The organism is Chelatococcus daeguensis, assembly GCF_001887265.1.
Taxonomy (GTDB): domain Bacteria; phylum Pseudomonadota; class Alphaproteobacteria; order Rhizobiales; family Beijerinckiaceae; genus Chelatococcus_A; species Chelatococcus_A sambhunathii.
Genome location: NZ_CP018095.1, coordinates 295,450 through 314,063, shown reverse-complemented (window position 1 = coordinate 314,063; position 18,614 = coordinate 295,450). Strand labels below are relative to the sequence as shown.

Annotated in this window: 22 protein-coding genes and 1 tRNA gene; 7 read left to right on the top strand and 16 right to left on the bottom strand. The window is 68.3% G+C overall.

The genetic code is table 11. The features are described from left to right. Window positions 1-73 precede the first annotated feature (73 nt). Both BOQ54_RS01440 and soxR read right to left on the bottom strand, forming a co-directional pair. Complete coding sequence (locus BOQ54_RS01440; RefSeq protein ID WP_055459605.1) at window positions 74-1,168, bottom strand: acyltransferase family protein; 1,095 nt, start codon at window positions 1,166-1,168, stop codon at window positions 74-76. A 131-nt stretch (window positions 1,169-1,299) separates the two neighbouring features. Then, window positions 1,300-1,761, bottom strand: a complete 462-nt coding sequence (gene soxR, locus BOQ54_RS01435; protein ID WP_063186567.1) for a redox-sensitive transcriptional activator SoxR — start codon at window positions 1,759-1,761, stop codon at window positions 1,300-1,302. Between the two features lie 126 nt (window positions 1,762-1,887). Between soxR and BOQ54_RS01430 the strand changes: the two genes are divergently transcribed. Both BOQ54_RS01430 and BOQ54_RS01425 read left to right on the top strand, forming a co-directional pair. Beyond that, window positions 1,888-2,466, top strand: a complete 579-nt coding sequence (locus tag BOQ54_RS01430) for an NADPH-dependent FMN reductase (RefSeq protein WP_055459603.1) — start codon at window positions 1,888-1,890, stop codon at window positions 2,464-2,466. Continuing rightward, the gene (locus BOQ54_RS01425) at window positions 2,463-3,677 is read left to right on the top strand and encodes an MFS transporter (RefSeq protein ID WP_245316260.1); all 1,215 of its coding nucleotides are present in this window, start codon (window positions 2,463-2,465) and stop codon (window positions 3,675-3,677) included. The genes BOQ54_RS01430 and BOQ54_RS01425 overlap by 4 nt, the downstream gene beginning before the upstream one ends. On the opposite strand, the gene BOQ54_RS01420 is transcribed toward BOQ54_RS01425, so the two are convergent. The 8 genes from BOQ54_RS01420 to rpmH all read right to left on the bottom strand — a co-directional run bounded on the left by BOQ54_RS01420 (window position 3,678) and on the right by rpmH (window position 9,637). Beyond that, on the bottom strand, window positions 3,678-4,424 hold the full coding sequence (locus tag BOQ54_RS01420; RefSeq protein WP_186438013.1) for a pyrimidine 5'-nucleotidase: 747 nt from the start codon (window positions 4,422-4,424) through the stop codon (window positions 3,678-3,680). Between the two features lie 79 nt (window positions 4,425-4,503). Beyond that, window positions 4,504-4,839 carry a DMT family transporter gene (locus BOQ54_RS01415; protein WP_055459601.1) on the bottom strand — a complete coding sequence of 112 codons (336 nt, stop codon included), beginning with the start codon at window positions 4,837-4,839 and terminating at the stop codon, window positions 4,504-4,506. 45 nt (window positions 4,840-4,884) lie between these two features. Next, the gene (gene argB, locus BOQ54_RS01410) at window positions 4,885-5,784 is read right to left on the bottom strand and encodes an acetylglutamate kinase (RefSeq protein ID WP_055459600.1); all 900 of its coding nucleotides are present in this window, start codon (window positions 5,782-5,784) and stop codon (window positions 4,885-4,887) included. 114 nt (window positions 5,785-5,898) lie between these two features. Then, complete coding sequence (locus BOQ54_RS01405) at window positions 5,899-6,264, bottom strand: DUF423 domain-containing protein (protein ID WP_055459599.1); 366 nt, start codon at window positions 6,262-6,264, stop codon at window positions 5,899-5,901. Window positions 6,265-6,303: 39 nt separating this feature from the next. Beyond that, window positions 6,304-6,978, bottom strand: coding sequence for a ribosome biogenesis GTP-binding protein YihA/YsxC (gene yihA / locus BOQ54_RS01400; protein ID WP_071923109.1), 675 nt, complete (start codon window positions 6,976-6,978; stop codon window positions 6,304-6,306). 201 nt (window positions 6,979-7,179) lie between these two features. Continuing rightward, window positions 7,180-9,009: a membrane protein insertase YidC gene (yidC, locus tag BOQ54_RS01395; RefSeq protein WP_063186565.1), complete on the bottom strand. Its 1,830-nt coding sequence runs from the start codon at window positions 9,007-9,009 to the stop codon at window positions 7,180-7,182. Further along, window positions 9,006-9,482 (bottom strand): ribonuclease P protein component, encoded by a 477-nt coding sequence (gene rnpA / locus BOQ54_RS01390; RefSeq protein ID WP_063186563.1) that lies wholly within the window; start codon window positions 9,480-9,482, stop codon window positions 9,006-9,008. The genes yidC and rnpA overlap by 4 nt, the downstream gene beginning before the upstream one ends. Window positions 9,483-9,502: 20 nt before the next feature. After that, window positions 9,503-9,637 (bottom strand): 50S ribosomal protein L34, encoded by a 135-nt coding sequence (rpmH, locus tag BOQ54_RS01385; RefSeq protein WP_055459595.1) that lies wholly within the window; start codon window positions 9,635-9,637, stop codon window positions 9,503-9,505. A 381-nt stretch (window positions 9,638-10,018) separates the two neighbouring features. Here rpmH and BOQ54_RS01380 point away from each other — a divergent pair, with 381 nt between their 5' ends. The 4 genes from BOQ54_RS01380 (at window position 10,019) to BOQ54_RS01365 (ending at window position 14,117) form a co-directional block, all read left to right on the top strand. Then, complete coding sequence (locus BOQ54_RS01380) at window positions 10,019-10,864, top strand: TVP38/TMEM64 family protein (RefSeq protein ID WP_063186560.1); 846 nt, start codon at window positions 10,019-10,021, stop codon at window positions 10,862-10,864. A gap of 31 nt (window positions 10,865-10,895) precedes the next feature. Continuing rightward, a complete protein-coding gene (locus BOQ54_RS01375; RefSeq protein ID WP_071923108.1) occupies window positions 10,896-12,332 on the top strand; it encodes a dihydrolipoyl dehydrogenase family protein in 1,437 nt (478 codons plus the stop codon). Between the two features lie 44 nt (window positions 12,333-12,376). Further along, window positions 12,377-13,837: a sensor histidine kinase gene (locus tag BOQ54_RS01370; RefSeq protein WP_082464819.1), complete on the top strand. Its 1,461-nt coding sequence runs from the start codon at window positions 12,377-12,379 to the stop codon at window positions 13,835-13,837. 203 nt (window positions 13,838-14,040) lie between these two features. Beyond that, window positions 14,041-14,117: transfer RNA gene (locus BOQ54_RS01365), tRNA-Arg, on the top strand. Window positions 14,118-14,191: 74 nt separating this feature from the next. On the opposite strand, the gene BOQ54_RS01360 is transcribed toward BOQ54_RS01365, so the two are convergent. Further along, on the bottom strand, window positions 14,192-14,851 hold the full coding sequence (locus BOQ54_RS01360) for a hypothetical protein (RefSeq protein WP_145979702.1): 660 nt from the start codon (window positions 14,849-14,851) through the stop codon (window positions 14,192-14,194). A 22-nt stretch (window positions 14,852-14,873) separates the two neighbouring features. Between BOQ54_RS01360 and BOQ54_RS19385 the strand changes: the two genes are divergently transcribed. Then, a protein-coding gene (locus tag BOQ54_RS19385; protein WP_145979701.1) for an IS5 family transposase occupies window positions 14,874-15,640 on the top strand; the annotation gives its coding sequence in 2 pieces (ribosomal slippage) (window positions 14,874-15,198 and window positions 15,198-15,640; 768 coding nt in all). On the opposite strand, the gene BOQ54_RS01345 is transcribed toward BOQ54_RS19385, so the two are convergent. From BOQ54_RS01345 to BOQ54_RS01325, 5 genes are all read right to left on the bottom strand, one after another. After that, window positions 15,614-16,003, bottom strand: coding sequence for a hypothetical protein (locus BOQ54_RS01345; RefSeq protein ID WP_063186899.1), 390 nt, complete (start codon window positions 16,001-16,003; stop codon window positions 15,614-15,616). The two genes, BOQ54_RS19385 and BOQ54_RS01345, sit on opposite strands and share 27 nt — an antisense overlap. Beyond that, the gene (locus BOQ54_RS01340) at window positions 16,003-16,563 is read right to left on the bottom strand and encodes a DUF6932 family protein (RefSeq protein WP_245316258.1); all 561 of its coding nucleotides are present in this window, start codon (window positions 16,561-16,563) and stop codon (window positions 16,003-16,005) included. The genes BOQ54_RS01345 and BOQ54_RS01340 overlap by 1 nt, the downstream gene beginning before the upstream one ends. A 201-nt stretch (window positions 16,564-16,764) precedes the next feature. After that, on the bottom strand, window positions 16,765-17,451 hold the full coding sequence (locus BOQ54_RS01335) for a GNAT family N-acetyltransferase (RefSeq protein WP_071923105.1): 687 nt from the start codon (window positions 17,449-17,451) through the stop codon (window positions 16,765-16,767). Continuing rightward, window positions 17,438-17,950 carry a MarR family winged helix-turn-helix transcriptional regulator gene (locus BOQ54_RS01330; RefSeq protein ID WP_055459591.1) on the bottom strand — a complete coding sequence of 171 codons (513 nt, stop codon included), beginning with the start codon at window positions 17,948-17,950 and terminating at the stop codon, window positions 17,438-17,440. The genes BOQ54_RS01335 and BOQ54_RS01330 overlap by 14 nt, the downstream gene beginning before the upstream one ends. Window positions 17,951-18,081: 131 nt before the next feature. Continuing rightward, window positions 18,082-18,555: a low molecular weight protein-tyrosine-phosphatase gene (locus tag BOQ54_RS01325; protein ID WP_071923104.1), complete on the bottom strand. Its 474-nt coding sequence runs from the start codon at window positions 18,553-18,555 to the stop codon at window positions 18,082-18,084. Between the last annotated feature and the right edge of the window lie 59 nt (window positions 18,556-18,614).

Sequence of the window (18,614 nt, the reverse complement as noted above, 5' to 3'; positions counted from 1 at the left end):
CTTGGGCATGGCGCCCGTGCCGGGGCTGCACGGCTGGCCGGGGCGTCGCCTGCCGCGGTGCCCGGGTTCCGGGTCAGACGGTTTGCGCCGGGCGGCGGGCGAGATCGCGCGCCGTGCGGCGGCGGTACCTGAGGTCCAACGCGGGGCGCTCCACAAGGTGCCAGGAGACGAAGCCGGCCGCCAGCGCCAGCGGCGTCGCCATGAGGGAGATGGCCGTCGGGCCGACCTCGGGCCCGAACGCCCAGATCAGCAGTTGCTGCAGGGGGAAGGCGAACAGGTAGGCGCCGTAGGACATATCGCCGAACCGTTCCTTCACATCGAACGACGGCGCGCGCGCCAGGGCGGCATAGATGACGAGATAAGGCAGGGCGAGGAGATAGACGACCTGTGCACCCGGCCGGTTGGCAAAGGCGTAGAGCAGCATCAGGCAGACGAACGCGAGACCCGCGCTGACAGGGACGGCCGCCCGGTGCACCCACAGCGCCGCCCCGAGCGCGAAGACGAGGCCGTAGCGCAAAACCGGAAAGAGCGATGCGCCGGCCCACAGCTCGCCACCCATGTTCGACCAGGACAGGCCCCACACCTGGCTGCCCCAGAGAACGAGGCCCGCGACGGCGGCAACGAGCAGCAGCACGCCCCGACGCGACAGGAGCCCGCAAACCAAGGCAACCGGCAGGAGGAGGTAGAAGCCGCATTCCAGCGCCAGGGTCCAGATCGCGCCGTTGACCCCGGTATGGGGCAGGTTCGTGAAGACGCCGGGCAGATTGAAGGACACGCCGAACACGAAGATGTTGCGTGCGTGCTGCAGCGTCTCGGGATGGAGCAGGTAGTCGGCGAGGCCGAGGCTCGTGACCATGGGGCCCAGAAAAAAGATGTCGAACACCGTCACGAAGGCGAGGGCCGGCACGATGCGCAGGACACGGTTGAGCAGGTACTGGCCGGGGGCATGCACCGTGACCGACCGCGCCACCAGGAAGCCGCTGATGGCGAAGAAGATGGCGACGCCCATGCCGCCGCCGGTGTCGTAGCCGTTCGTCAGCCAGTGGAAAAGCTCCGGCCCCGTCCCGGTGAGGCTGTAGCTGTGGCTCCACAGAACCAGCAGCGCTGCCGCGAGGCGCAGGAGGTCGAAATTGTTGGCCCGCGTTTCGAATGCTTGCTCGATCGTCATTGCCCACCCGATCCGTTGTCGGCCCCTGTCGCACAGGGAGACGCTCTCAAAACGCGACTAGTTGGATACTATCAACCTGTAGGTGCAGAACGTCGCAGCCGGCGAGCAGCGAATCGCGATTCCTGCCGCGCTCAGTCCGGATCGAGCAGCCGCGCCCCGGGCCCTTCGCGGGCGAGGACATCATGTGGGTTGCGCAGGCGGCAGGCCTTCACGGAGAGGCACCCACAGCCGATGCACTCGTCGAGCTGGTCGCGCAACCGCATGAGCCGATCGATGCGCCGATCGAGCTCCTGTCGCCACATTAGCGACAGGGCGCGCCAGTCATCCTCGGTCGGCGTGCGCCCGTCGGGCAGCGCCGCCAGCGCCTCGCCGATGGCGGCGAGAGGAATGCCGACCCGCTGCGCCACCTTGATGACGGCGACGCGCCGCAGCACCTCGCGCGGGTAGCGGCGCTGGTTGCCGGCGCTGCGCAGGCTGCGGATGAGCCCCTTGCGCTCGTAGAAATGCAGGGCCGAAACGGCGACGCCACTGCGCCGCGCGACCTCGCCCACCGTCAGATCCCGGCCGACCGCCACAGGATCGGGCATCGTCATGCTCGCCCTCCAGATCTCAGGTCTTTCCAGGCTCGAAGCCGGGCATTGACCTCAAGCTAAGTTCAGGTTTTATCACTGCGGCTCCCCGCGTGCCAGCGCACGCCGAACCATGGAGCACCCACGCCGATGACCTTGCCCATCCGGCTCGCGATGATCTACGGCAGCAACCGCGAAGGGCGCCTGTGCGACACCGTCGCCGACTGGGCGGCGGCGGAAGTCGACAAGAGCGGCGCCTTTTCCCTCCTGCGCCTCGACCCGGCCGGGCTCGACCTGTCGCTGCGCCACCCGAGCCGCGATGATCCGACGGTCGCCGGCCTCAGGCAGGCGATCGCAGCGGCTGACGCCTTCCTCGTGGTGACACCGGAGTACAACCGCGGCTATCCAGCGCCGCTCAAGTTCATGATCGACTGCGCCAGTCACGAATGGCACGCCAAGCCCGTCGCCTTCGTCTCCTACGGCGGCATCTCGGGCGGGCTACGCGCCGTCGAGCAACTGCGGCTCGTCTTCGGCGAGCTGCATACAGCGACGATCCGCGACTGCGTGTCCTTCGCCCAGGCGCACGAGCGCTTCCGCCCGGACGGGTCGCTGCCGGAAGGGGACGGCGCCTACAAGGCCATGGCCCTGCTGCTCGCGCGGCTCGCCTGGTGGGCCCGCGCCCTGCGCGACGCGCGCCAGGCCTCGGCCTATAGCGAGGTGGCCGCATGAGGCCGATGCGCCAGGGCGAGCTCGCCGGCGGGGAGGCGGCTCCGGCCGCCGCCGGGCCCAGGGCCGGCGCCCGCAACGCGACACTGCTCGCGACGGGCGTGCTCACCATCATGTCCGCCGCCACCATCGCACCAGCGCTGCCGGCCATGCAGGCACATTTCGCCGGAACGGAACAGGTGGCCCTGATGACGCGGCTCGTCCTCACCATCCCGGCGCTCGCCATTGCGCTCGTCGCCCTGCCTGTCGGGAGCCTCATCGACCGCTGGGGCCGCCGCCCGTTCCTGATCAGCGCCATCGGCCTCTACGGTATCGCCGGCATGTCCGGGCTGGTGCTCGATTCGCTCGGCGCCATCCTTTTCAGCCGGGCGCTGCTCGGGGTCGCCGTGGCGATCATCATGACGACGGCGACAGCGCTCGTCGGCGATTATCTCGCCGGTCCGGCGCGCGATCGCTTCCTGGGCCTGCAATCCGCCGCCATCGGCGGAGGCGGGCTCCTGTGCCTCACGGGCGGCGGGCTCCTCGCCGAGATCGACTGGCGGGCACCCTTCGCCCTCTATGGCATGGCCTTCCTGCTCATGCCTGCGGTCATCGCCTTCATCGCCGAGCCGGCGCGCAGCGCTGCAAACCGATCCGCGCCAGGCGAGGCGCCAGCCGGCTCTCCGGCGGCGCTCGCCCTGCTGCTGACGGCCGCCGTGCTGAACAGCGTCATCTTCTATCTCGTGCCGACGCAACTGCCGTTCCATCTGCGCGAGCTCGGCCACGCGGCGCCGAGCCGGGCCGGCCTCGCCATCGGCCTCTTCACGCTCGCCCAAGCAGTCGTCGCCTTCGGCTTCGGCCGACTGCGCCGCAGTTGGTCGGGCACGACAATGTTCGGGATGGGCTTCGGTCTCATGGCGGCTGGCTACGGCCTCGTGGCGATGGCCGAAAGTTACGTCGCCGTGGTCGCCGCAATCATTGTCACCGGTTTCGGCATGGGGCTGGTGATTCCCAACCTCAGCGCCACCGCGCTAACCGTGGCGCCGCCGGCCTTGCGCGGGCGGGTGGCCGGGGGGCTCACGGCCAGCATCTTCCTTGGGCAGTTCCTCTCGCCGCTCGTCAGCCAGCCCTGGATCGGCGCTGCGGGCTATGCCGGCACCTTCCGCGACATGGCCGTCGTCCTCGCCGCCATGGCCATGATCGGCCTCGTCCTCGCCCGGCGCGGGCGCTCCTGATCAGGGGCCGGCGTCGGTCCGGCCGATGCCGGTGTTGCGCACCAGGAAGCCGGAGAGGTCGCGCGTCGTATATTCGATGTGGGAGGCAATCACCTCCTCCTGCTCGTGCAGCTCGCGGAAGGGGTCGGGCGTCTTCGGCAGCACGAGCACAGTCGTCATGCCGAGCCGATGCGGCTCGGCGAGGTTCTTGGCGAGGTCCTCGAACATCGCCGCGCGCGAGGCCTCGATGCCATGGCGGTCGAGGAAGCTCGCATAGGTCGCCGGCTCCGGCTTCGGCACGAAGCCGGCATCGGCAATGTCGAAGATATCCTCGAAATGCGCGCCGATGCCGAGCCGCTCCGCCACCGCCTCGGCATGACCGCGCGAGCCGTTGGTCAGGATGAGCTTGCGCCCCGGCAGGGCACCGATGGCGGTCGCGAGCGCAGGATCGGGCGCGAGCCGCGAATAATCGATGCTGTGGGCGAAGGCGAGGAAGTCGCGGGGGTCGATGCCCTGCTCCTCCATGAGGCCGCGCAGGGTCGTGCCGTAGCGGTTGTAATAGTACTTCTGCAGGGCGCGGGCCGAGAGGCCGTCCATGCCGAAGAAGTCGCAGACGAAGAGCGTGATGCGCTCGTCGACCTGCGGCCACAGCTGCGCCTCGTGCGGATAGAGCGTGTTGTCGAGATCGAAGATCCAGGTATCGACATGCGAGAAGCCGCGGCGGGCCGTGTCCGCCCCTGCGACCGGCCCCGTGTCGATCATCTTCATCTGCGCCCTCTCGCACGTGAAAGGAGGAAGGAGATGGGGTGCCGGAGCAGCAATTGCAAGCGCTCACGGGCCGGGGGCCTCAATGCGGCACGGAGGAGGAGAAGACGTTGATGACGACGACACCGGCCAGGATGAGGCCGATGCCGAGGAGCGCCGGCACATCGAGCGTCTGCTGGAAGGCTACGAGGCCAACGAGCGAGATGAGCACGATGCCGATGCCGCTCCAGATGGCATAGGCAATGCCGACCGGGATCGTGCGCAGCGTCAGCGACAGGCAGTAGAAGGCGATGCCGTAGCCGACGACGGTGACGAGGGACGGCAACGGCCTGCTGAAGCCCTCGGACGCCTTCAGCGCCGACGTGGCGATGACCTCACCGACGATGGCGATGAGGAGATAGAGATAGCCCGTCGCCATGGTCCGCCGTGCCTCGCCCGTTTCGCCGGCCGTCGCCGCCGCCTGTCAACGGCGGATGAGCGTGCCGGCGCCGTGGTCCGTGTAGAGCTCGAGCAGCACGGAATGCGGCACCTTGCCATCAAGGATGACGACCCCCTCGACGCCCTGCTCCAGCGCATAGATGCAGGTCTCGACCTTGGGGATCATGCCGCCGGTGATGGTGCCGTCGGCGATGAGGCGGCGGCAGTCCTCCACCGTGAGCTCGGGCAGGAGGTTCTTGTCCTTGTCGAGCACGCCCGGCACGTCGGTGAGCAGGAGGAGGCGCTTGGCGCGCATGGCCCCGGCGATAGCCCCGGCGAAGGTATCAGCATTGACGTTGTAGGTCGCCCCGTCGTGGCCGACGGCGACGGGCGCGAGCACCGGGATGAGCTCGGCCTTGAGCACCGCGTCGAGCACGGTGCGGTCGACCTTCTCGGGCTCGCCGACGAAGCCAAGGTCGACGATCTTCTCGATGTTCGAATCAGGATCGACCACCGTGCGCGTCACCTTGCGGGCAACGACCATGTTGCCGTCCTTGCCGCACAGGCCGATGGCCTTGCCGCCCTCAGCCGAGATCGTGCCGACGATCTGCTTGTTGATGGCGCCGGCGAGCACCATTTCGACGATATCGACGGTGGCCTTGTCCGTGATCCTGAGGCCGGCCGCGAATTCGGACTTGATGCCGAGCTTCTCCAGCATGCGTCCAATCTGCGGGCCGCCGCCGTGCACGACGATCGGCTTGACACCGGACTGCTCGAGCAACACGACATCCTCGGCGAAATCCTCCGCTGCCGCGGCGTCGCCCATGGCATGGCCGCCGTACTTGATGACCACGATCTCCTGGTCATAGCGCTGCATATGCGGCAGCGCCTGCACCAGCGTCTCGGCCTGGGTGTGCACGTCGGGTAGATCGGGAAGGTCGGTCATGTCGTGTCGCGGCGCAGGTTGAGGAAGAGGGTGCTTCGCGAGGCCGTCTTTTAGCAGGGCGGGAGGCGGCTGTCGCCCCCGCTCCGACGCCTCATGGCAAACGGGAGCACGCCTTCACAGGCGGCTCGAGACGAGGCCCGACGTGCCGATCGCCGCCCAGCCGAGCATCACGAGGATGCCGCCGGCCGGGGCGGCCATCGGGAAAAGGCCGCTATCGACGAGAGCGCGCAGCGTCAGGTCACCGGTAAAAAGTAGGACGCCTGCGGCGAGCAGCCAGCCGCCGACGCGCATCAGCCCCCGGTGGGCCACCCAGGCGTTGAGCGCGGCCGGCAGGGCGACGAGCAGCACGGCATGGACGAGGAGGATGCTCGCCGCCGTCGCCAGCATGCCGGTGCCGGCGATATGCGCCGCGGCGGCCGCCGCGGCGACACCCCAGAAGCCGAAGAGCCCGCCGACGAAGACAAAGAACCGGTCGCTCATGCCGCCCCCTTTTTGATCCCTCGCCGCCTTTACGGCACCCTAAAGCGCGCCGCGTTCGTCCATCAGCCGCGCCACCGCCTCGCGCAATTCGGTCATGCCCTCGCCGGTGCGGCTCGACGTTGGCAGGACGACCGGGAAAGCCGCCGCGCGCTTGGCGAGCGCGGCCGCCGTCGCCGCAAGCCGTTTATCGAGCTCGGCACGCGACAGGGCGTCGGCCTTGGTGAGCACGATCTGGTAGGAGACGGCCGCCTTGTCGAGCAGATCGAGGACGCCAGCGTCGATCGGTTTGATGCCGTGGCGCGCGTCGATGAGCACATAGACGCGGGCGAGATTGGCGCGCCCGCGCAGATAGGCGTGAATGAGGTCGGTCCAGGCGGCGACCTTCTCCTTGCCGACGGCCGCATAGCCGTAGCCCGGCATGTCGACGAGCGTCAGCTGGCGCGGGGCCCCGTCCTCCGGGCCGATGCGGAAGAAGTTGAGCTCCTGCGTGCGGCCGGGCGTGTTCGAGGTGCGCGCCAGCGCCTTGCGGCCGGTCAGCGCGTTGACGAGACTCGACTTGCCGACGTTGGAGCGGCCGGCGAAGGCGATCTCGAGCCCCTCCATGGGCGGCAGGCCGCCGAGGGAGGCGGTCGCCCAGATGAAACCGGCCTCGCCCGCAAACAGCTTGCGGCCGATCTCGGCATGGTCGGTGGCGTCGTCGGTTGCCTCGTTCATCGTCCGAGGCTTAGGCCGTCAGCGCGCCCGCCGCAAGGCATCGACGTCGTTGCCGCGGATGAGAGCGAGGTTGCGTGTGATTTTTGCCGCGTCCCCGTCCCGTCAGCTGACGGTGGTCCCCCGCTCCGTCGCCGCTGCAACAAAGGAGTGCGCCCGGCCAAAGCCGGGCGCGTTTCCGCAAATGAAGCCGACTCGTCCCGGTCAGGCCTTGGCGCGTCGCGAGAAGGTGTTGCGCAGGTTGCCCCACAGCTCGATCTTGACGCCGTTCTTGCGCATGATGAAGCCCTGCTGCAGCACCGAGAGCAGATTGTTCCACGACCAGTAGATGACGAGCCCGGCCGGGAACGACGCCAGCATGAAGGTGAAGATCACCGGCATCCAGGCGAACATCGTCTTCTGGATGGGGTCCGTCGGCTCCGGGTTCATCTTCATCTGCACGAACATCGTCAGGCCCATGATGATCGGCCAGATGCCCAGCATCAGGAAGTGGCCGATGACCGGCACCTGCGAGGGGTCCCACGGGATGAGGCCAAAGAGGTTGAAGACCGTCGTCGGATCCGGCGCGGCAAGGTCCCGGATCCAGCCGAAGAACGGTGCGTGGCGCATCTCGATGGTGACGAAGAGCACCTTGTAGAGCGCGAAGAAGACCGGGATCTGGATGAGGATGGGCCAGCAGCCGGCGAGCGGATTGATCTTCTCCTTCTTGTAGAGCTCCATCAGCGCCTGCTGCTGCTTCATCTTGTCGTCGGCATAGCGGTCGCGGATCGCCATCATCTCCGGCTGCACGGCCTTCATCTTCGCCATCGACACGTAGGAGCGGTTGGCGAGCGGGAAGAAGATGGCCTTGATGATGACGGTGACGAGGAGGATCGCCACGCCGAAATTGCCGAACAGCTTGAAGAAGAAGTCGATCACCCTGAACAGGGGCTTGGTGATGAAGTAGAACCAGCCCCAGTCGATGAGCAGGTCGAAGCGCTTGATGCCGAGCGCCTGCTCATAATGGTCGATGGCCGCGACTTCCTTGGCGCCGGCGAAGAGGCGGGTCGTCACCTCGGTCGTGGCACCCGGCGCGACCGTCTGCGGGCCGCCCAGCATGTCCGACTGGAAGCGTGGCCCACGCGCCCCCGGCGAGACCGAGAAGCGCCCGTCATAGGGCTGGTCCTGGTTGGGGACGACGGCCGCCGCCCAATACTTGTCCGTGATGCCGATGAAGCCGCCCGTCACGCCCTTGTAGACCTGGCCGCGCGTGTCGCCGGCAAGGACGGGATCCTTCTCGAGGCCGGAGTAGGAAACCTCCTTCAGGCCCTCGTCGCCGAGGACGCCGATGAGCCCCTCGTGCAAGATGTAGAAGCCTTGTGTCGTCGGCACGCCGTGGCGCGACACGAGACCGAAGGGATGGAGCGTGACGGGCTGCCCGCTTGTATTCTCGACACGATCCGTGACCGTGAACATCGCATTGTCGTCGACGGCGATCTGGCGCCGGAAGATCAGGCCCTCGCCGTTGTCGAAGGTGAGCGTGACAGGCTCGGACGGCGTCAGACGCTCCCGGTCCGCGCTCCAGATGGTGTTGGCGTCGGGCACCTTCACGGCCGTGCCCGCACCGGTCACCCAGCCAAACTCGGCGTAATAGGGATGGGGGCTGCCGGCCGGCGACAGCAGAACGATGTTGGGGCTGCGCGGATCTACCGTCTCGCGATAGGCCTTGAGCGAGATGTCGTCGATGCGGGCGCCGCGCAGAGACAGCGAGCCGGCGATCTTCGGCGTGTCGATAGCGACGCGGGGTGCCTGGGCCAGCGCCGCCTCGCGCGTCATGACCGCCGCAGGCGCCGCCCCCGCCGTCGGCGCGGCGGTGCCCCCGGCCCCGGAGGGTGCGGGCGCCGTGGAGCCGGCCTCGCCCTGCTGCAGGCTCTGCTGCTGCGCCTCGCGGCGCTGCTGCTCCATCTGCGGCACGCCGTAGAAATAATTCCAGCCGATCAGGACGATGACGGACAGGACGATGGCGAAGAGCAGGTTCTTGTTATCGCCGGTCATGGACGATCCGTTTCAGTTCCGGGAAAAGGTGCCGCGGCCAACGCCGACTGCGCCCGGGCACGCTTCGCGCCGAACGTTGTGGATGTGGTCTTTTCTGTCAGGGTCGCAAGGGCCCGGTCGAGATCCTCGACAAGGGCCGGAAAGGGAGCCGTCAAGGCGTCGCGCCGGGCCACCACCACGAAATCGATGTCGGCCTGCGGCCAGCGCGGAGCGAGTGCGCCGAGCGCGGCCCGCAGGCGCCGCCGGATGCGATTGCGCTCGACGGCACCTCCGGTCTTCTTCGTGACCGTGAGACCGAAACGTGGACCCGCGGGAATGATGCCTCCGCGGGGCTGCGCGCCGCGCAGCAAGGCCTGGACGCTCATGCGGCTCGTGTGAAACCGTCGGCCGCACGCCGCCGCCTTGAACTCGGCGCGCTTGCGCAGGCGGGGCAGGCGCCCGCGCCGCCGTCCGGCTGCCGGAGCGCCCTGCATGGCATCGCCGCGGGGCGGCCTCAGGCCGACAGACGCTTGCGGCCGCGCGCGCGACGCGCCGCGATCACCTTGCGCCCGCCCTTCGTCGCCATCCGCGCGCGGAAGCCGTGGCGACGCTTGCGCACGAGCTTGCTCGGTTGGTAGGTCCTCTTCACGGCCTCATCTCCGATCGTGGACGCCGTCGATCCGGTGGGACCGCCCGGCGCCGCGTGCCGTCACGCGGCACATCTGCTGCTTGTTCTTTTGCGTTGGCTGCCGCAAGGCGACGGGAGTTGTCGCAGAACGACAAGCGGCGCCCCGACGAGCGCCGCCCAACCTGCGCGGCTTATGGCGGATGGAGGCGGGAAAGTCAATGCACGGGCACGTCGCATTGGCCGGCCCGACGGAGGTCGTCGGCGAGACATCACGAGGCGGTGACGCGTCCCATGCCGGGCTGGCCGGCCCTGCCATCTTCCGGCAAGTTGCTCCGGGGGCTGACCCGTGGTTCGCCGCGGGCCCGGCAAGGACAAGAGAAGCAGGCAGGCAAGGAACCGGCAATGAGGGCTGACGGGGATCGGGGCACGAAGCGCGGCCCCCGGGCGCGGCATCCCGCGCGGCGGTTCCTGCCGCTCGCGATCATCCTCGCCGGCACGGCGCTCGCGCTCGCGTTCGGCCTGCACCGGCACCTGTCCTTCGACCAGTTGCTCGCCCGGCGCGTCGAGCTCAAGCACTATGTCGACGGAAACCTGGCCGCCGCGCTCGTGGCCTACGTCCTCGGCTATGCACTCGTCGTGGCCCTTTCGCTGCCCGGCGGGCTTGTGCTCACCATCTTCGGCGGCTTCCTGTTCGGCTGGCTGATCGGCGGGCTCGCCGCCCTCGTCGCGGCGACGAGCGGCGCGCTCGTCATCTTCCTCGTGGCGCGCACCTCGCTCGGCGACGTACTGGCGGCAAAGGCCGGGCCCTTCTTGCAGCGGCTTGCCGCCGGCTTCCGCCGCGACGCCGTGGCCTACATGCTCTTCCTGCGGCTCGTGCCGGTCTTTCCGTTCTGGCTGGTCAATATCGCCCCCGCCCTTTTCGGCGTGCCCTTCGCCACCTATGCGCTGACGACCATCGTCGGCATCGTACCCGGCACCTTCGCCTTCGCCTTCGCCGGCGCGGGGCTCGATGGCGCGGTCGCGGCGCAGCAGGAGGCCTACGAGGCCTGCCTCGCGGCGGCGCGCGAGGCGTGCACGCTGACGCTGAACAAGAAGACGCTGATCAACAAGCACATCTTCATCGCCTTCGGCGCACTCGGCTTCATCGCCCTCCTGCCGCCGCTGATGCGCCGGCTGTTCGCGCGCCGCCTCCAAGGGCTCGACAAAGGACTCGACAAGGGGCTCGACGACAACGGCCCGGTCCCGTAACCCTCGTTCCGAAGCAACCTGGGAGTGTGCCGTGGCGGAAACCTTGCGTCCGGACCTGTGCATCGTCGGCGCCGGCTCGGCCGGCCTGTCGGTCGCGGCGGCGGCCGCCGCCTTCGGCGTGCCGGTGGTGCTCATCGAGCGCGGGGAGATGGGCGGCGACTGCCTCAACGTCGGCTGCGTGCCGTCGAAGGCCCTGATCGCCGCGGCAAGGCGCGCCCACGACATCCGGCAGGCGGGCGCGTTCGGCCTTGGCACGCTCGACCCGCAGGTCAATTACGCCCGCGTGCGCGAGCATGTGCACTCGGTCATCGGCGCCATCGCGCCGAACGATTCGGCGGCGCGTTTCACCGCCCTCGGCGTGCGCGTGGTGCGCGCCAGCGCCCGGTTCGTGGCCCGCGACACGCTGGAAGCGGGCAACGTCATCGTGAAGCCGCGCCGCTTCGTCCTCGCCACCGGCTCGCGTCCGGCCGTGCCGGCCATCGCCGGCCTCGACAGCGTGCCCTTCCTCACCAACGAGACGGCCTTCGACCTGACGCGGCGGCCCGAGCATCTCGTCATCGTCGGCGGCGGCACCATCGGCCTCGAGCTCGCGCAGGCGCACCGGCGCCTCGGCGCGCCGGTCACCGTGATCGAGGCCGGACGCGCCCTCGGCCGGGAGGATCCCGAGCTTGCCGCCCATGTCCTCGCCGCCTTGCGCCGCGACGGCGTCGCCATCCGCGAGAACGCCACCGTCAGCGAGGTCGCGGGCGAGGATGGCGATATCCGCCTCGTCGTCGAGAACCGGGGCACCCGCACGGAGCTGAAAGCGAGCCACCTCCTCGTCGCCACCGGCCGGCGCCCCGCGACCGATGGGCTCGAGCTCGAGGCGGCCGGCATCGCCCATGACGAACGCGGCATCGCCGTGGACCAGCACCTTCGCACCAGCAACCGGCGCGTCTACGCCATCGGGGATTGCGCCGGGCCGGACGGCGGCGGCCGGCAGTTCACCCATGTCGCCAATTACCACGCGGGGCTCGTGATCCGCAGCGCCCTCTTCCGCCTCAGGCCGCGCGTCGACATGCGGGCGATGCCGCGCGTCACCTTCACCGATCCGGAACTCGCCGTGGTCGGCATGACGGAGGAGGAGGCGCGGGCGGACGGCGGACGCATCACCGTGCTACGCTGGCCGGTGGCCGAGAACGACCGGGCCCAGGCGGAGCGGCGGACAGAGGGCGAGATCAAGGTGATCCTCGGCCGCGGCGGGCGCATCCTCGGCTGCGGCATCGCCGCGCCTGGTGCGGGCGAGCTCATCACCCCCTGGACGCTGGCCATGACCCGCAATCTCCGGATCAGGGACCTCGCCGGGCACACCGTGCCCTACCCCACCCTCTCCGAAATCTCGCGGCGCGTCGCCATGTCATATTATACGCCGAGTGCCGCCAAGCCGATGGTGAGGCGGCTCATCGGCTTCCTGCGGCGCTTCGGCTGAACGGCGCGCGAGCGGACGAGGCAGAGCGACGAAGACGGAGCGTCATGGACGCAAGGCCCGACGAGAGCATCGACAGCGAGCGCACACCGACGGGTGACCCGCGCGGGTCCGTCCGTTTCGGCCTGTCGGCGCGCCTGCTCGTGCTCACCGGCCTCTTCGTCATGCTGGCGGAAGTGCTGATCTATGTGCCCTCGGTCGCCAACTTCCGCCGCAACTGGCTGAACGACCGGCTCGCCGCCGCGCAGGTCGCGGGTGTGGTGCTGGAAGCCGTGCCACCCGGCGGCGTTCCCTCCGGCTTCGAGGAGAAGCTGCTCGCCGGCGTCGGCGCCCGGGCCGTGGCGGTGCGCGTCGGCGGTGCGCGGCGCCTGCTCGCCACCGCCGAGATGCCGCCCGAGGTCGCCCGCGTCATCGACCTGCGCGACACCCACTGGGCGACGCTGATCGCCGATGCCTTCGAGACGCTCGTCTTTCCGGCCCAGGGACCGGTGCGCGTCATCGGGGCCGGCAAGGGCGGGGCGGATTTCGTCGAGATCGTGATGGACGAGCGGCCGCTCAGGGTGGCAATGCTCACCTTCTCGCGCAACATCCTCATCCTGTCGCTCGCCATCTCCGGCATCACGGCCTTCCTCGTCTATCTCGCGCTCCACCTCATCATCGTGCGCCCGGTGCGCCGGCTCGCGGCCAATGTCACCGCCTTCGAGCACAACCCGGAGGATGCGGAGCGGGTCATCCGCCCCTCGGAGCGGCGCGACGAGATCGGCGAGGTCGAGCGCGCGCTCGCCCTGATGCAGGAGACGCTGTCGCGCGAGCTCCTGCAGAAGAAGCACCTCGCCAACCTCGGCCTCGCCGTGAGCAAGGTGAACCACGACCTGCGCAACCTGCTGGCCTCGGCCCAGCTCCTCTCCGACCGGCTGAGCCAGCTGTCGGACCCGACGGTGCGGCGCGTCGCGCCCAAGCTCATCGCGACGCTGGGGCGCGCCATCGCCTTCTGCGAGGCGACGCTCGCCTACGGCCGCGCGGCCGAGCCCCAGCCGCGCCGGCGCGTCGTCAGGCTGGCGCCGCTGGTGCGCGACCTCGCCGATTTCCTCGACCTCGCAGGCAACGGCATCACCTTCGTCGTCGACATGGACGAGGACATCACCGTCGACGCCGACCCGGACCAGCTCTCGCGCATCCTCATCAACCTCGGCCGCAACGCGGTGCAGGCCCTGGCGCAGGCGGGCGCCGGCCCCTCCGTGCCGACCCTCACCATCGCCGCCCGGCGCGACGGCCGCTCCACCGTGATCCGCGTCGCCGACAACGGCCCCGGCGTGCCGGCAAAGGCGCGCGAGCACCTGTTCGAGGCCTTCCAGGGCACGAGCCGGCGCGGCGGCGTCGGCCTCGGCCTCGCCATCACGGCCGAGCTCGTCGCTCTGCACGGCGGCCACATCGTGCTGGAGGAGGAGGGCCCCGGCGCCGCCTTCCGCATCCACCTGCCGGACCGCACGAACGGCAACGGCGCCTGAGCGGGGGGCCTGCAGGCCGCGCGGCCGCGTGCCGGACCCGCCACGTCGAGTTTCGTCCAGCTCAGCCGCGCCTTCGAACGGCCGGCCGGCCGACCGGTGGACAACGCAGAGGATTATCGCACGGCAGGGCTTGCCAAGCCGCCCGCGAGGCTTTAATTGAACGGCCTCGTCGCCGGACACTTCGCGTGAAGCCGGCACTGGTTGCGCCCGTAGCTCAGCTGGATAGAGCACCAGACTACGAATCTGGGGGTCAGAGGTTCGAATCCTTTCGGGCGCGCCATTTTATCCTAGGAATTTGGACATCTGCTCCGCCCTTTGGCAGCCGTCGCCTTGAGGGTGACGTAAAAGGCTAGTTTAAGCCTCTTCGTGGCCAGACTTGGGTACCGATGGCTCAATAGCTTCTAATACACACCTCTCGCGAACAAGCCGTCCGTTGCGTCTCGTGCGGACGATTTTTACCTGAGCACGAACTGACTGGAGCAATAGCCGCTCCTTGAATGCTGCGTCGGAAGTGTATTTGAGGGCGAGATCTTCGGAGACTGCCCCCTCCATTATTGGCCCGCCTTCGCCCGGCAGCTTCAGCTCGAACTTCCGCGCTTCGGGTAGGACGCCCAGCAGCACGCCATCGATGGACTGTACGTCTTCCGAAACCTCCACCTCGCCCAAGCGACGCGACAGCCGCCCAACTTCGTCGGTGGACAACGAGAGCCGTCGATCTTCTCCGACAATGCGCGTGCTGGCGCCCGCCTCATGGAGCACTTTGGCAAATTTCTGGATGGCGGCCACTAGCCTCGGTTGCGTTCCCGCAAGCGTCGTCTCGAACTCCTCATCCGTCGCGCTGCTCAACGTTGAGATAAGCTGCGTGGTGTCCTCCACCGCTCCCTTAAGTTGGGTTGGCAGTATCTCATGTTGACCTGGAGGGATTTCCTCAAGGATGAACCCCATGGAGCCGCGCACTAGGCCGTAAACCCATAAACGGCTCTGGGTTCCCTGACGGTGGCGATTGTGATTCAAGCTCCTTTTCGGGAGCTTTGCGATGGGCCGCTACGATCTGACGGATTTCGAATGGGAGGCGATCCGGCCTCACCTTCCCAACAAGTCGCGGGGCGTGCCTCGCGTGGATGACCGGCGGGTGCTCAATGGCATCTTCTGGTGCCTGCGCTCGGGCGCGCCGTGGGCGGACATGCCGGCGCGCTACGGGCCGCCGACCACGATCTACAACCGCTTCAACCGATGGCGGAAGGCGGGCGTCTGGGATCGGCTCATGGACGCGATCACAAGGGCTTACGATGGTGACGTGCAGATGATCGACACCTCTGTCGTCCGCGTCCACCAGCACGGGGCGACGGCAAAAAGGGGGGTGTCGATCGATGTCTGGGTCGCTCCCGAGGCGGGCTCACGACCAAGCTCCACGCGCTCGTCGACAGCCGAGGCAGGCCGATCCTCCTCAAGCTCACGGCAGGCCAAGCCAGCGACCTCGCGAGTGCCAAAGACCTGATCGGGCATCTCGCGCCGGGCTCAATGCTGCTGGCCGACAAGGGATACGACGCCAACGACCTGCGCGCTGCCGTCGCCGAGCGGAACGCATGGGCGAACATCCCGCCCAAGCGCAACCGCAAGGACCCGATCTGCTTCTCCAGGCACCTCTACAAGGCGCGCAACCTCGTCGAGCGCTTCTTCAACAAGATCAAACACTTCCGCCGTATCGCCACCCGCTTCGACAAGACGGCGGAAAACTTCCTCGCCGCCGTGAAGCTCGCGTCCATCCGCATCTGGCTACGCGGTTATGAGTCTACGGCCTAGGTCGCGAATAAACAAGCGTGCCTGCTCACCGCCCGGCAAGCGACCACGGTCAGACATTTCGACGCCATTGCGTGCCGCCAGCGTCAACGCAACGACTTTCTGATAGCTGTCGAGAGCTTCGGTCGTGAAATCGAGTCGAATGTCTCCCGAGCCGATTACGGGGCTACCGTCGAAGATCAACGCAACCGTCGCGTAGTTCGATTTTGTGAGAGCAAGCTCCGCGATCTGCTGATTGATCTCCGCCAGCCGGTTCTGCCACATCAGACGCGCCGTGCCCCACGGGCTTTCGTCAGTGCCGGCAAGCTGCCGCTCGACATAGAGCTTGTCGGCTTCCAGAGCTTCGATGGACAGTAAGGTTGGCATCATGCGCTCCCCAACGCGGAGAGCGCGGCTTGGTCGCTGGCAGGGTCGAGGACGAGCCCAACGAAACCCTTCCACGCAAACGTGCCACGCTGATGGGAGAACAGGCTGTACCAGTAGATTATGTCGCGGATGAGGAGCGCCGGTCGCGCATGTAGGTCCTCGAAGATCACCGCGTACGTGTCGAGATCGAAGCGCTGCTTATTACGGTCGCGGTCGATTACCTCACCCTGCCAGAAGGAGAGGCCTGTGGAAGGCCAAAGCGAGGGGTTATCCCGATACTTTGAGGGCACATTTAAGATGCTGAAGACATCGATGTCGGTTGGGTTCCGACCCGCGACCATCTCGATATTCTCAACGAAGCTGCCGTCGATGAACTGGACTCCGCCGACATAGCCCCCCTCGGCGAGCAGGCTGCGATATGAAATCAAGTTCCGGAGCAACCGGCGACGATGCGGGGTTGTCCCGAACGCGTCCGCAAGCTCCGGCAAGCTGGCCCAGTATGGCGACCGATCCGAAGTGGTAGCGTCGATGCCTACGAAGGGCGGAAGCAGGCCGCGCAAGTCAAAAGATGGCAACGGCACAGCGACGCTCCCCCCGCTCGCAGTTATCCACAATTTGGATGCATCATGCCCACTCAACAGTAAACAACGCCTTTCGTCACCACAACTTGTGCCCGCGCCGCCCAATCGCCGAAATGATCGAGCCCCACCCGGCCCCTCGGGGCAGTGCCATTCTGCGCACACACTCACAACACCACCACATCAATCATCCACGCGCTCAATCACCGCGACCTGCATCGTCGTGCGCAAGGTGAAGCCGATCGATGCGTAGAGGCGGATGGCGGCCGTGTTGCTGGCGAAGGCGTGCAGGTAGGGCCGGTCTCCACTTTCCGCGATCCGTCCCGCCACGTAGCGCGACAGCAGACGGGCGAGGCCGCGGCCCCTTGCTTCGGGATGGGTGCAGACGCCGCTGAGTTCGACGTGACCCGGCTGGGCCATGCGCTCGCCGGCCATGGCGACCAGCCGGCCGTTCTCGCGCACGCCCCAGAAGCGGCCGATGTCGAGCGCCCGCAAGGTGAACGGGCCGGGCTCGGTCAGCGCGGCGAGCGCCAGCATGTCCTCGGCATCCGCCGGCGTGAGCCGCGCGATCCTGTCGTCCTCGAAGGGCGCGTGGCCGCCGTCGGCCAGCATCTGGACGCCTTCGGCGCGCCTGATCGCGCGAAGGCTCGCGGGCAGGCGGATCTCGCCGGCCTGCAGGAGGACTGCCGTGTCGCCCGGCTCCAGCAGGGTCCCGAGCGCTTCGAGGCTTTCCGGGCTGTCGTCGGCGCTTGCCGCGAACGGCACGATCGAAGTGCGATACCGCCGCGCCTTCGCATCTCCGTCGGCGAAGGCCTGGTGCCGCGAGGTCAGCGAAGCCCAGGCCGGGCGATCGAGCTCATGCGAGGTCATCCTGTCGCTCCTCCACGGCACGCGCCGTCAGCGGCTTTCGCGCGAGCCCGTCCTCGATGCTGCCGATATGCGCCAGAAGCTCGTCGCCGAATCCCGCGCAAAGATCGGCCACCGCCTTCTCGACGCGGAGCCAGACGCCCTCCCGCGCCGCAGCCACGAAGGCCACCCCGTCCGGCGAGAGGGAGACGAGCCGCCGGCGGCCGTCTTCCGCCGCGGTGGTGACCGCGACGAGGCCGATCCCGGCGAGCTGCCCGACAGCCCGGGTGATCCCCGGCTGCGCGACGCCGAGCAGCGCCGCGAGCTCGCCCACGGTCAGCGCGCCGTGCTTCGACAGCGCCGCCAGGAGCGGATGCTGGCCCGCGGCCACCGGCGGCGCCAGCTCGCTTAGGATCGGCTGCACCTCCGCCTGGAGCCGCTCGCCGAGCCGCTTCAACCGGCTGCCGAGCGTCATCAGGCCAAGAGAGCGTAGCGTGTCTTCGGAGGAGTTTTTATTTAACATGTTATATATCATGTTATATAAATAGCGGCATGTCAAGGTGGAGACCCGAGCGGCCGGGCATCATCTTGCGATCCGTGGCGCGAACGGACCGCTGACGAGTCCATCCCCCGGCACGGCCGTTTCCGCCCGCCTCACAAAACTCCCGACAGCCGCGCCACGAGCCCCCGCGCGCCCGCCGTTACATCCGCCCAGGTCGTGTCGAAGCCGGCCGCTTCGCCGTAATAGGGATCAGCCACCGCCTCGCCGGCGCGGCCGGGAACGTGGTCGAGCAGCAGGCTCACTTCGGCGCCTGCGCCTGCCGGGCGCAACGCGAGGAGCCGGGCGAGATTGTCGTGGTCGAGCGCCACGACATGGGTGAAATGCAAAAAGTCCTCGCGCACCACCTGCCGGGCGCGATAGCCGCTGATGTCGATGCCGTTGCGGGCGGCCACGGCCTGCGCCCGCCTGTCGGGCGCCTTGCCGACGTGCCAGTGCCCCGTGCCGGCCGAATCGACGAGGAGGTCGAGCCCCGCCCGCGACGCCTCGGCCCGCATGGCCGCCTCCGCCAGCGGCGAGCGGCAGATGTTGCCAAGGCAGACGAAGAGCACGGCGGGTCTATCGGGCATCGAAGCTTTCCAAGGCGGCGACGGCCGGGAGGGGGGCCGCCGCCCGTCCTTTACCACAA

Bases quoted from the DNA above. Each gene is read 5' to 3' on its own strand.
- BOQ54_RS01325 (WP_071923104.1), bottom strand. From the start codon at position 18,555: ATGCCCGATAGACCCGCCGTGCTCTTCGTCTGCCTTGGCAACATCTGC.
- BOQ54_RS01345 (WP_063186899.1), bottom strand. From the start codon at position 16,003: ATGCCAACCTTACTGTCCATCGAAGCTCTGGAAGCCGACAAGCTCTAT.
- BOQ54_RS01430 (WP_055459603.1), top strand. From the start codon at position 1,888: ATGACCTTGCCCATCCGGCTCGCGATGATCTACGGCAGCAACCGCGAA.
- soxR (WP_063186567.1), bottom strand. From the start codon at position 1,761: ATGACGATGCCCGATCCTGTGGCGGTCGGCCGGGATCTGACGGTGGGC.
- yihA (WP_071923109.1), bottom strand. From the start codon at position 6,978: ATGAACGAGGCAACCGACGACGCCACCGACCATGCCGAGATCGGCCGC.
- yidC (WP_063186565.1), bottom strand. From the start codon at position 9,009: ATGACCGGCGATAACAAGAACCTGCTCTTCGCCATCGTCCTGTCCGTC.
- argB (WP_055459600.1), bottom strand. From the start codon at position 5,784: ATGACCGACCTTCCCGATCTACCCGACGTGCACACCCAGGCCGAGACG.
- BOQ54_RS01380 (WP_063186560.1), top strand. From the start codon at position 10,019: ATGAGGGCTGACGGGGATCGGGGCACGAAGCGCGGCCCCCGGGCGCGG.
- BOQ54_RS01335 (WP_071923105.1), bottom strand. From the start codon at position 17,451: ATGACCTCGCATGAGCTCGATCGCCCGGCCTGGGCTTCGCTGACCTCG.
- BOQ54_RS01425 (WP_245316260.1), top strand. From the start codon at position 2,463: ATGAGGCCGATGCGCCAGGGCGAGCTCGCCGGCGGGGAGGCGGCTCCG.
- BOQ54_RS01420 (WP_186438013.1), bottom strand. From the start codon at position 4,424: ATGAAGATGATCGACACGGGGCCGGTCGCAGGGGCGGACACGGCCCGC.
- BOQ54_RS01405 (WP_055459599.1), bottom strand. From the start codon at position 6,264: ATGAGCGACCGGTTCTTTGTCTTCGTCGGCGGGCTCTTCGGCTTCTGG.
- BOQ54_RS01415 (WP_055459601.1), bottom strand. From the start codon at position 4,839: ATGGCGACGGGCTATCTCTATCTCCTCATCGCCATCGTCGGTGAGGTC.
- BOQ54_RS01440 (WP_055459605.1), bottom strand. From the start codon at position 1,168: ATGACGATCGAGCAAGCATTCGAAACGCGGGCCAACAATTTCGACCTC.
- BOQ54_RS01330 (WP_055459591.1), bottom strand. From the start codon at position 17,950: ATGTTAAATAAAAACTCCTCCGAAGACACGCTACGCTCTCTTGGCCTG.
- BOQ54_RS01370 (WP_082464819.1), top strand. From the start codon at position 12,377: ATGGACGCAAGGCCCGACGAGAGCATCGACAGCGAGCGCACACCGACG.
- rnpA (WP_063186563.1), bottom strand. From the start codon at position 9,482: ATGCAGGGCGCTCCGGCAGCCGGACGGCGGCGCGGGCGCCTGCCCCGC.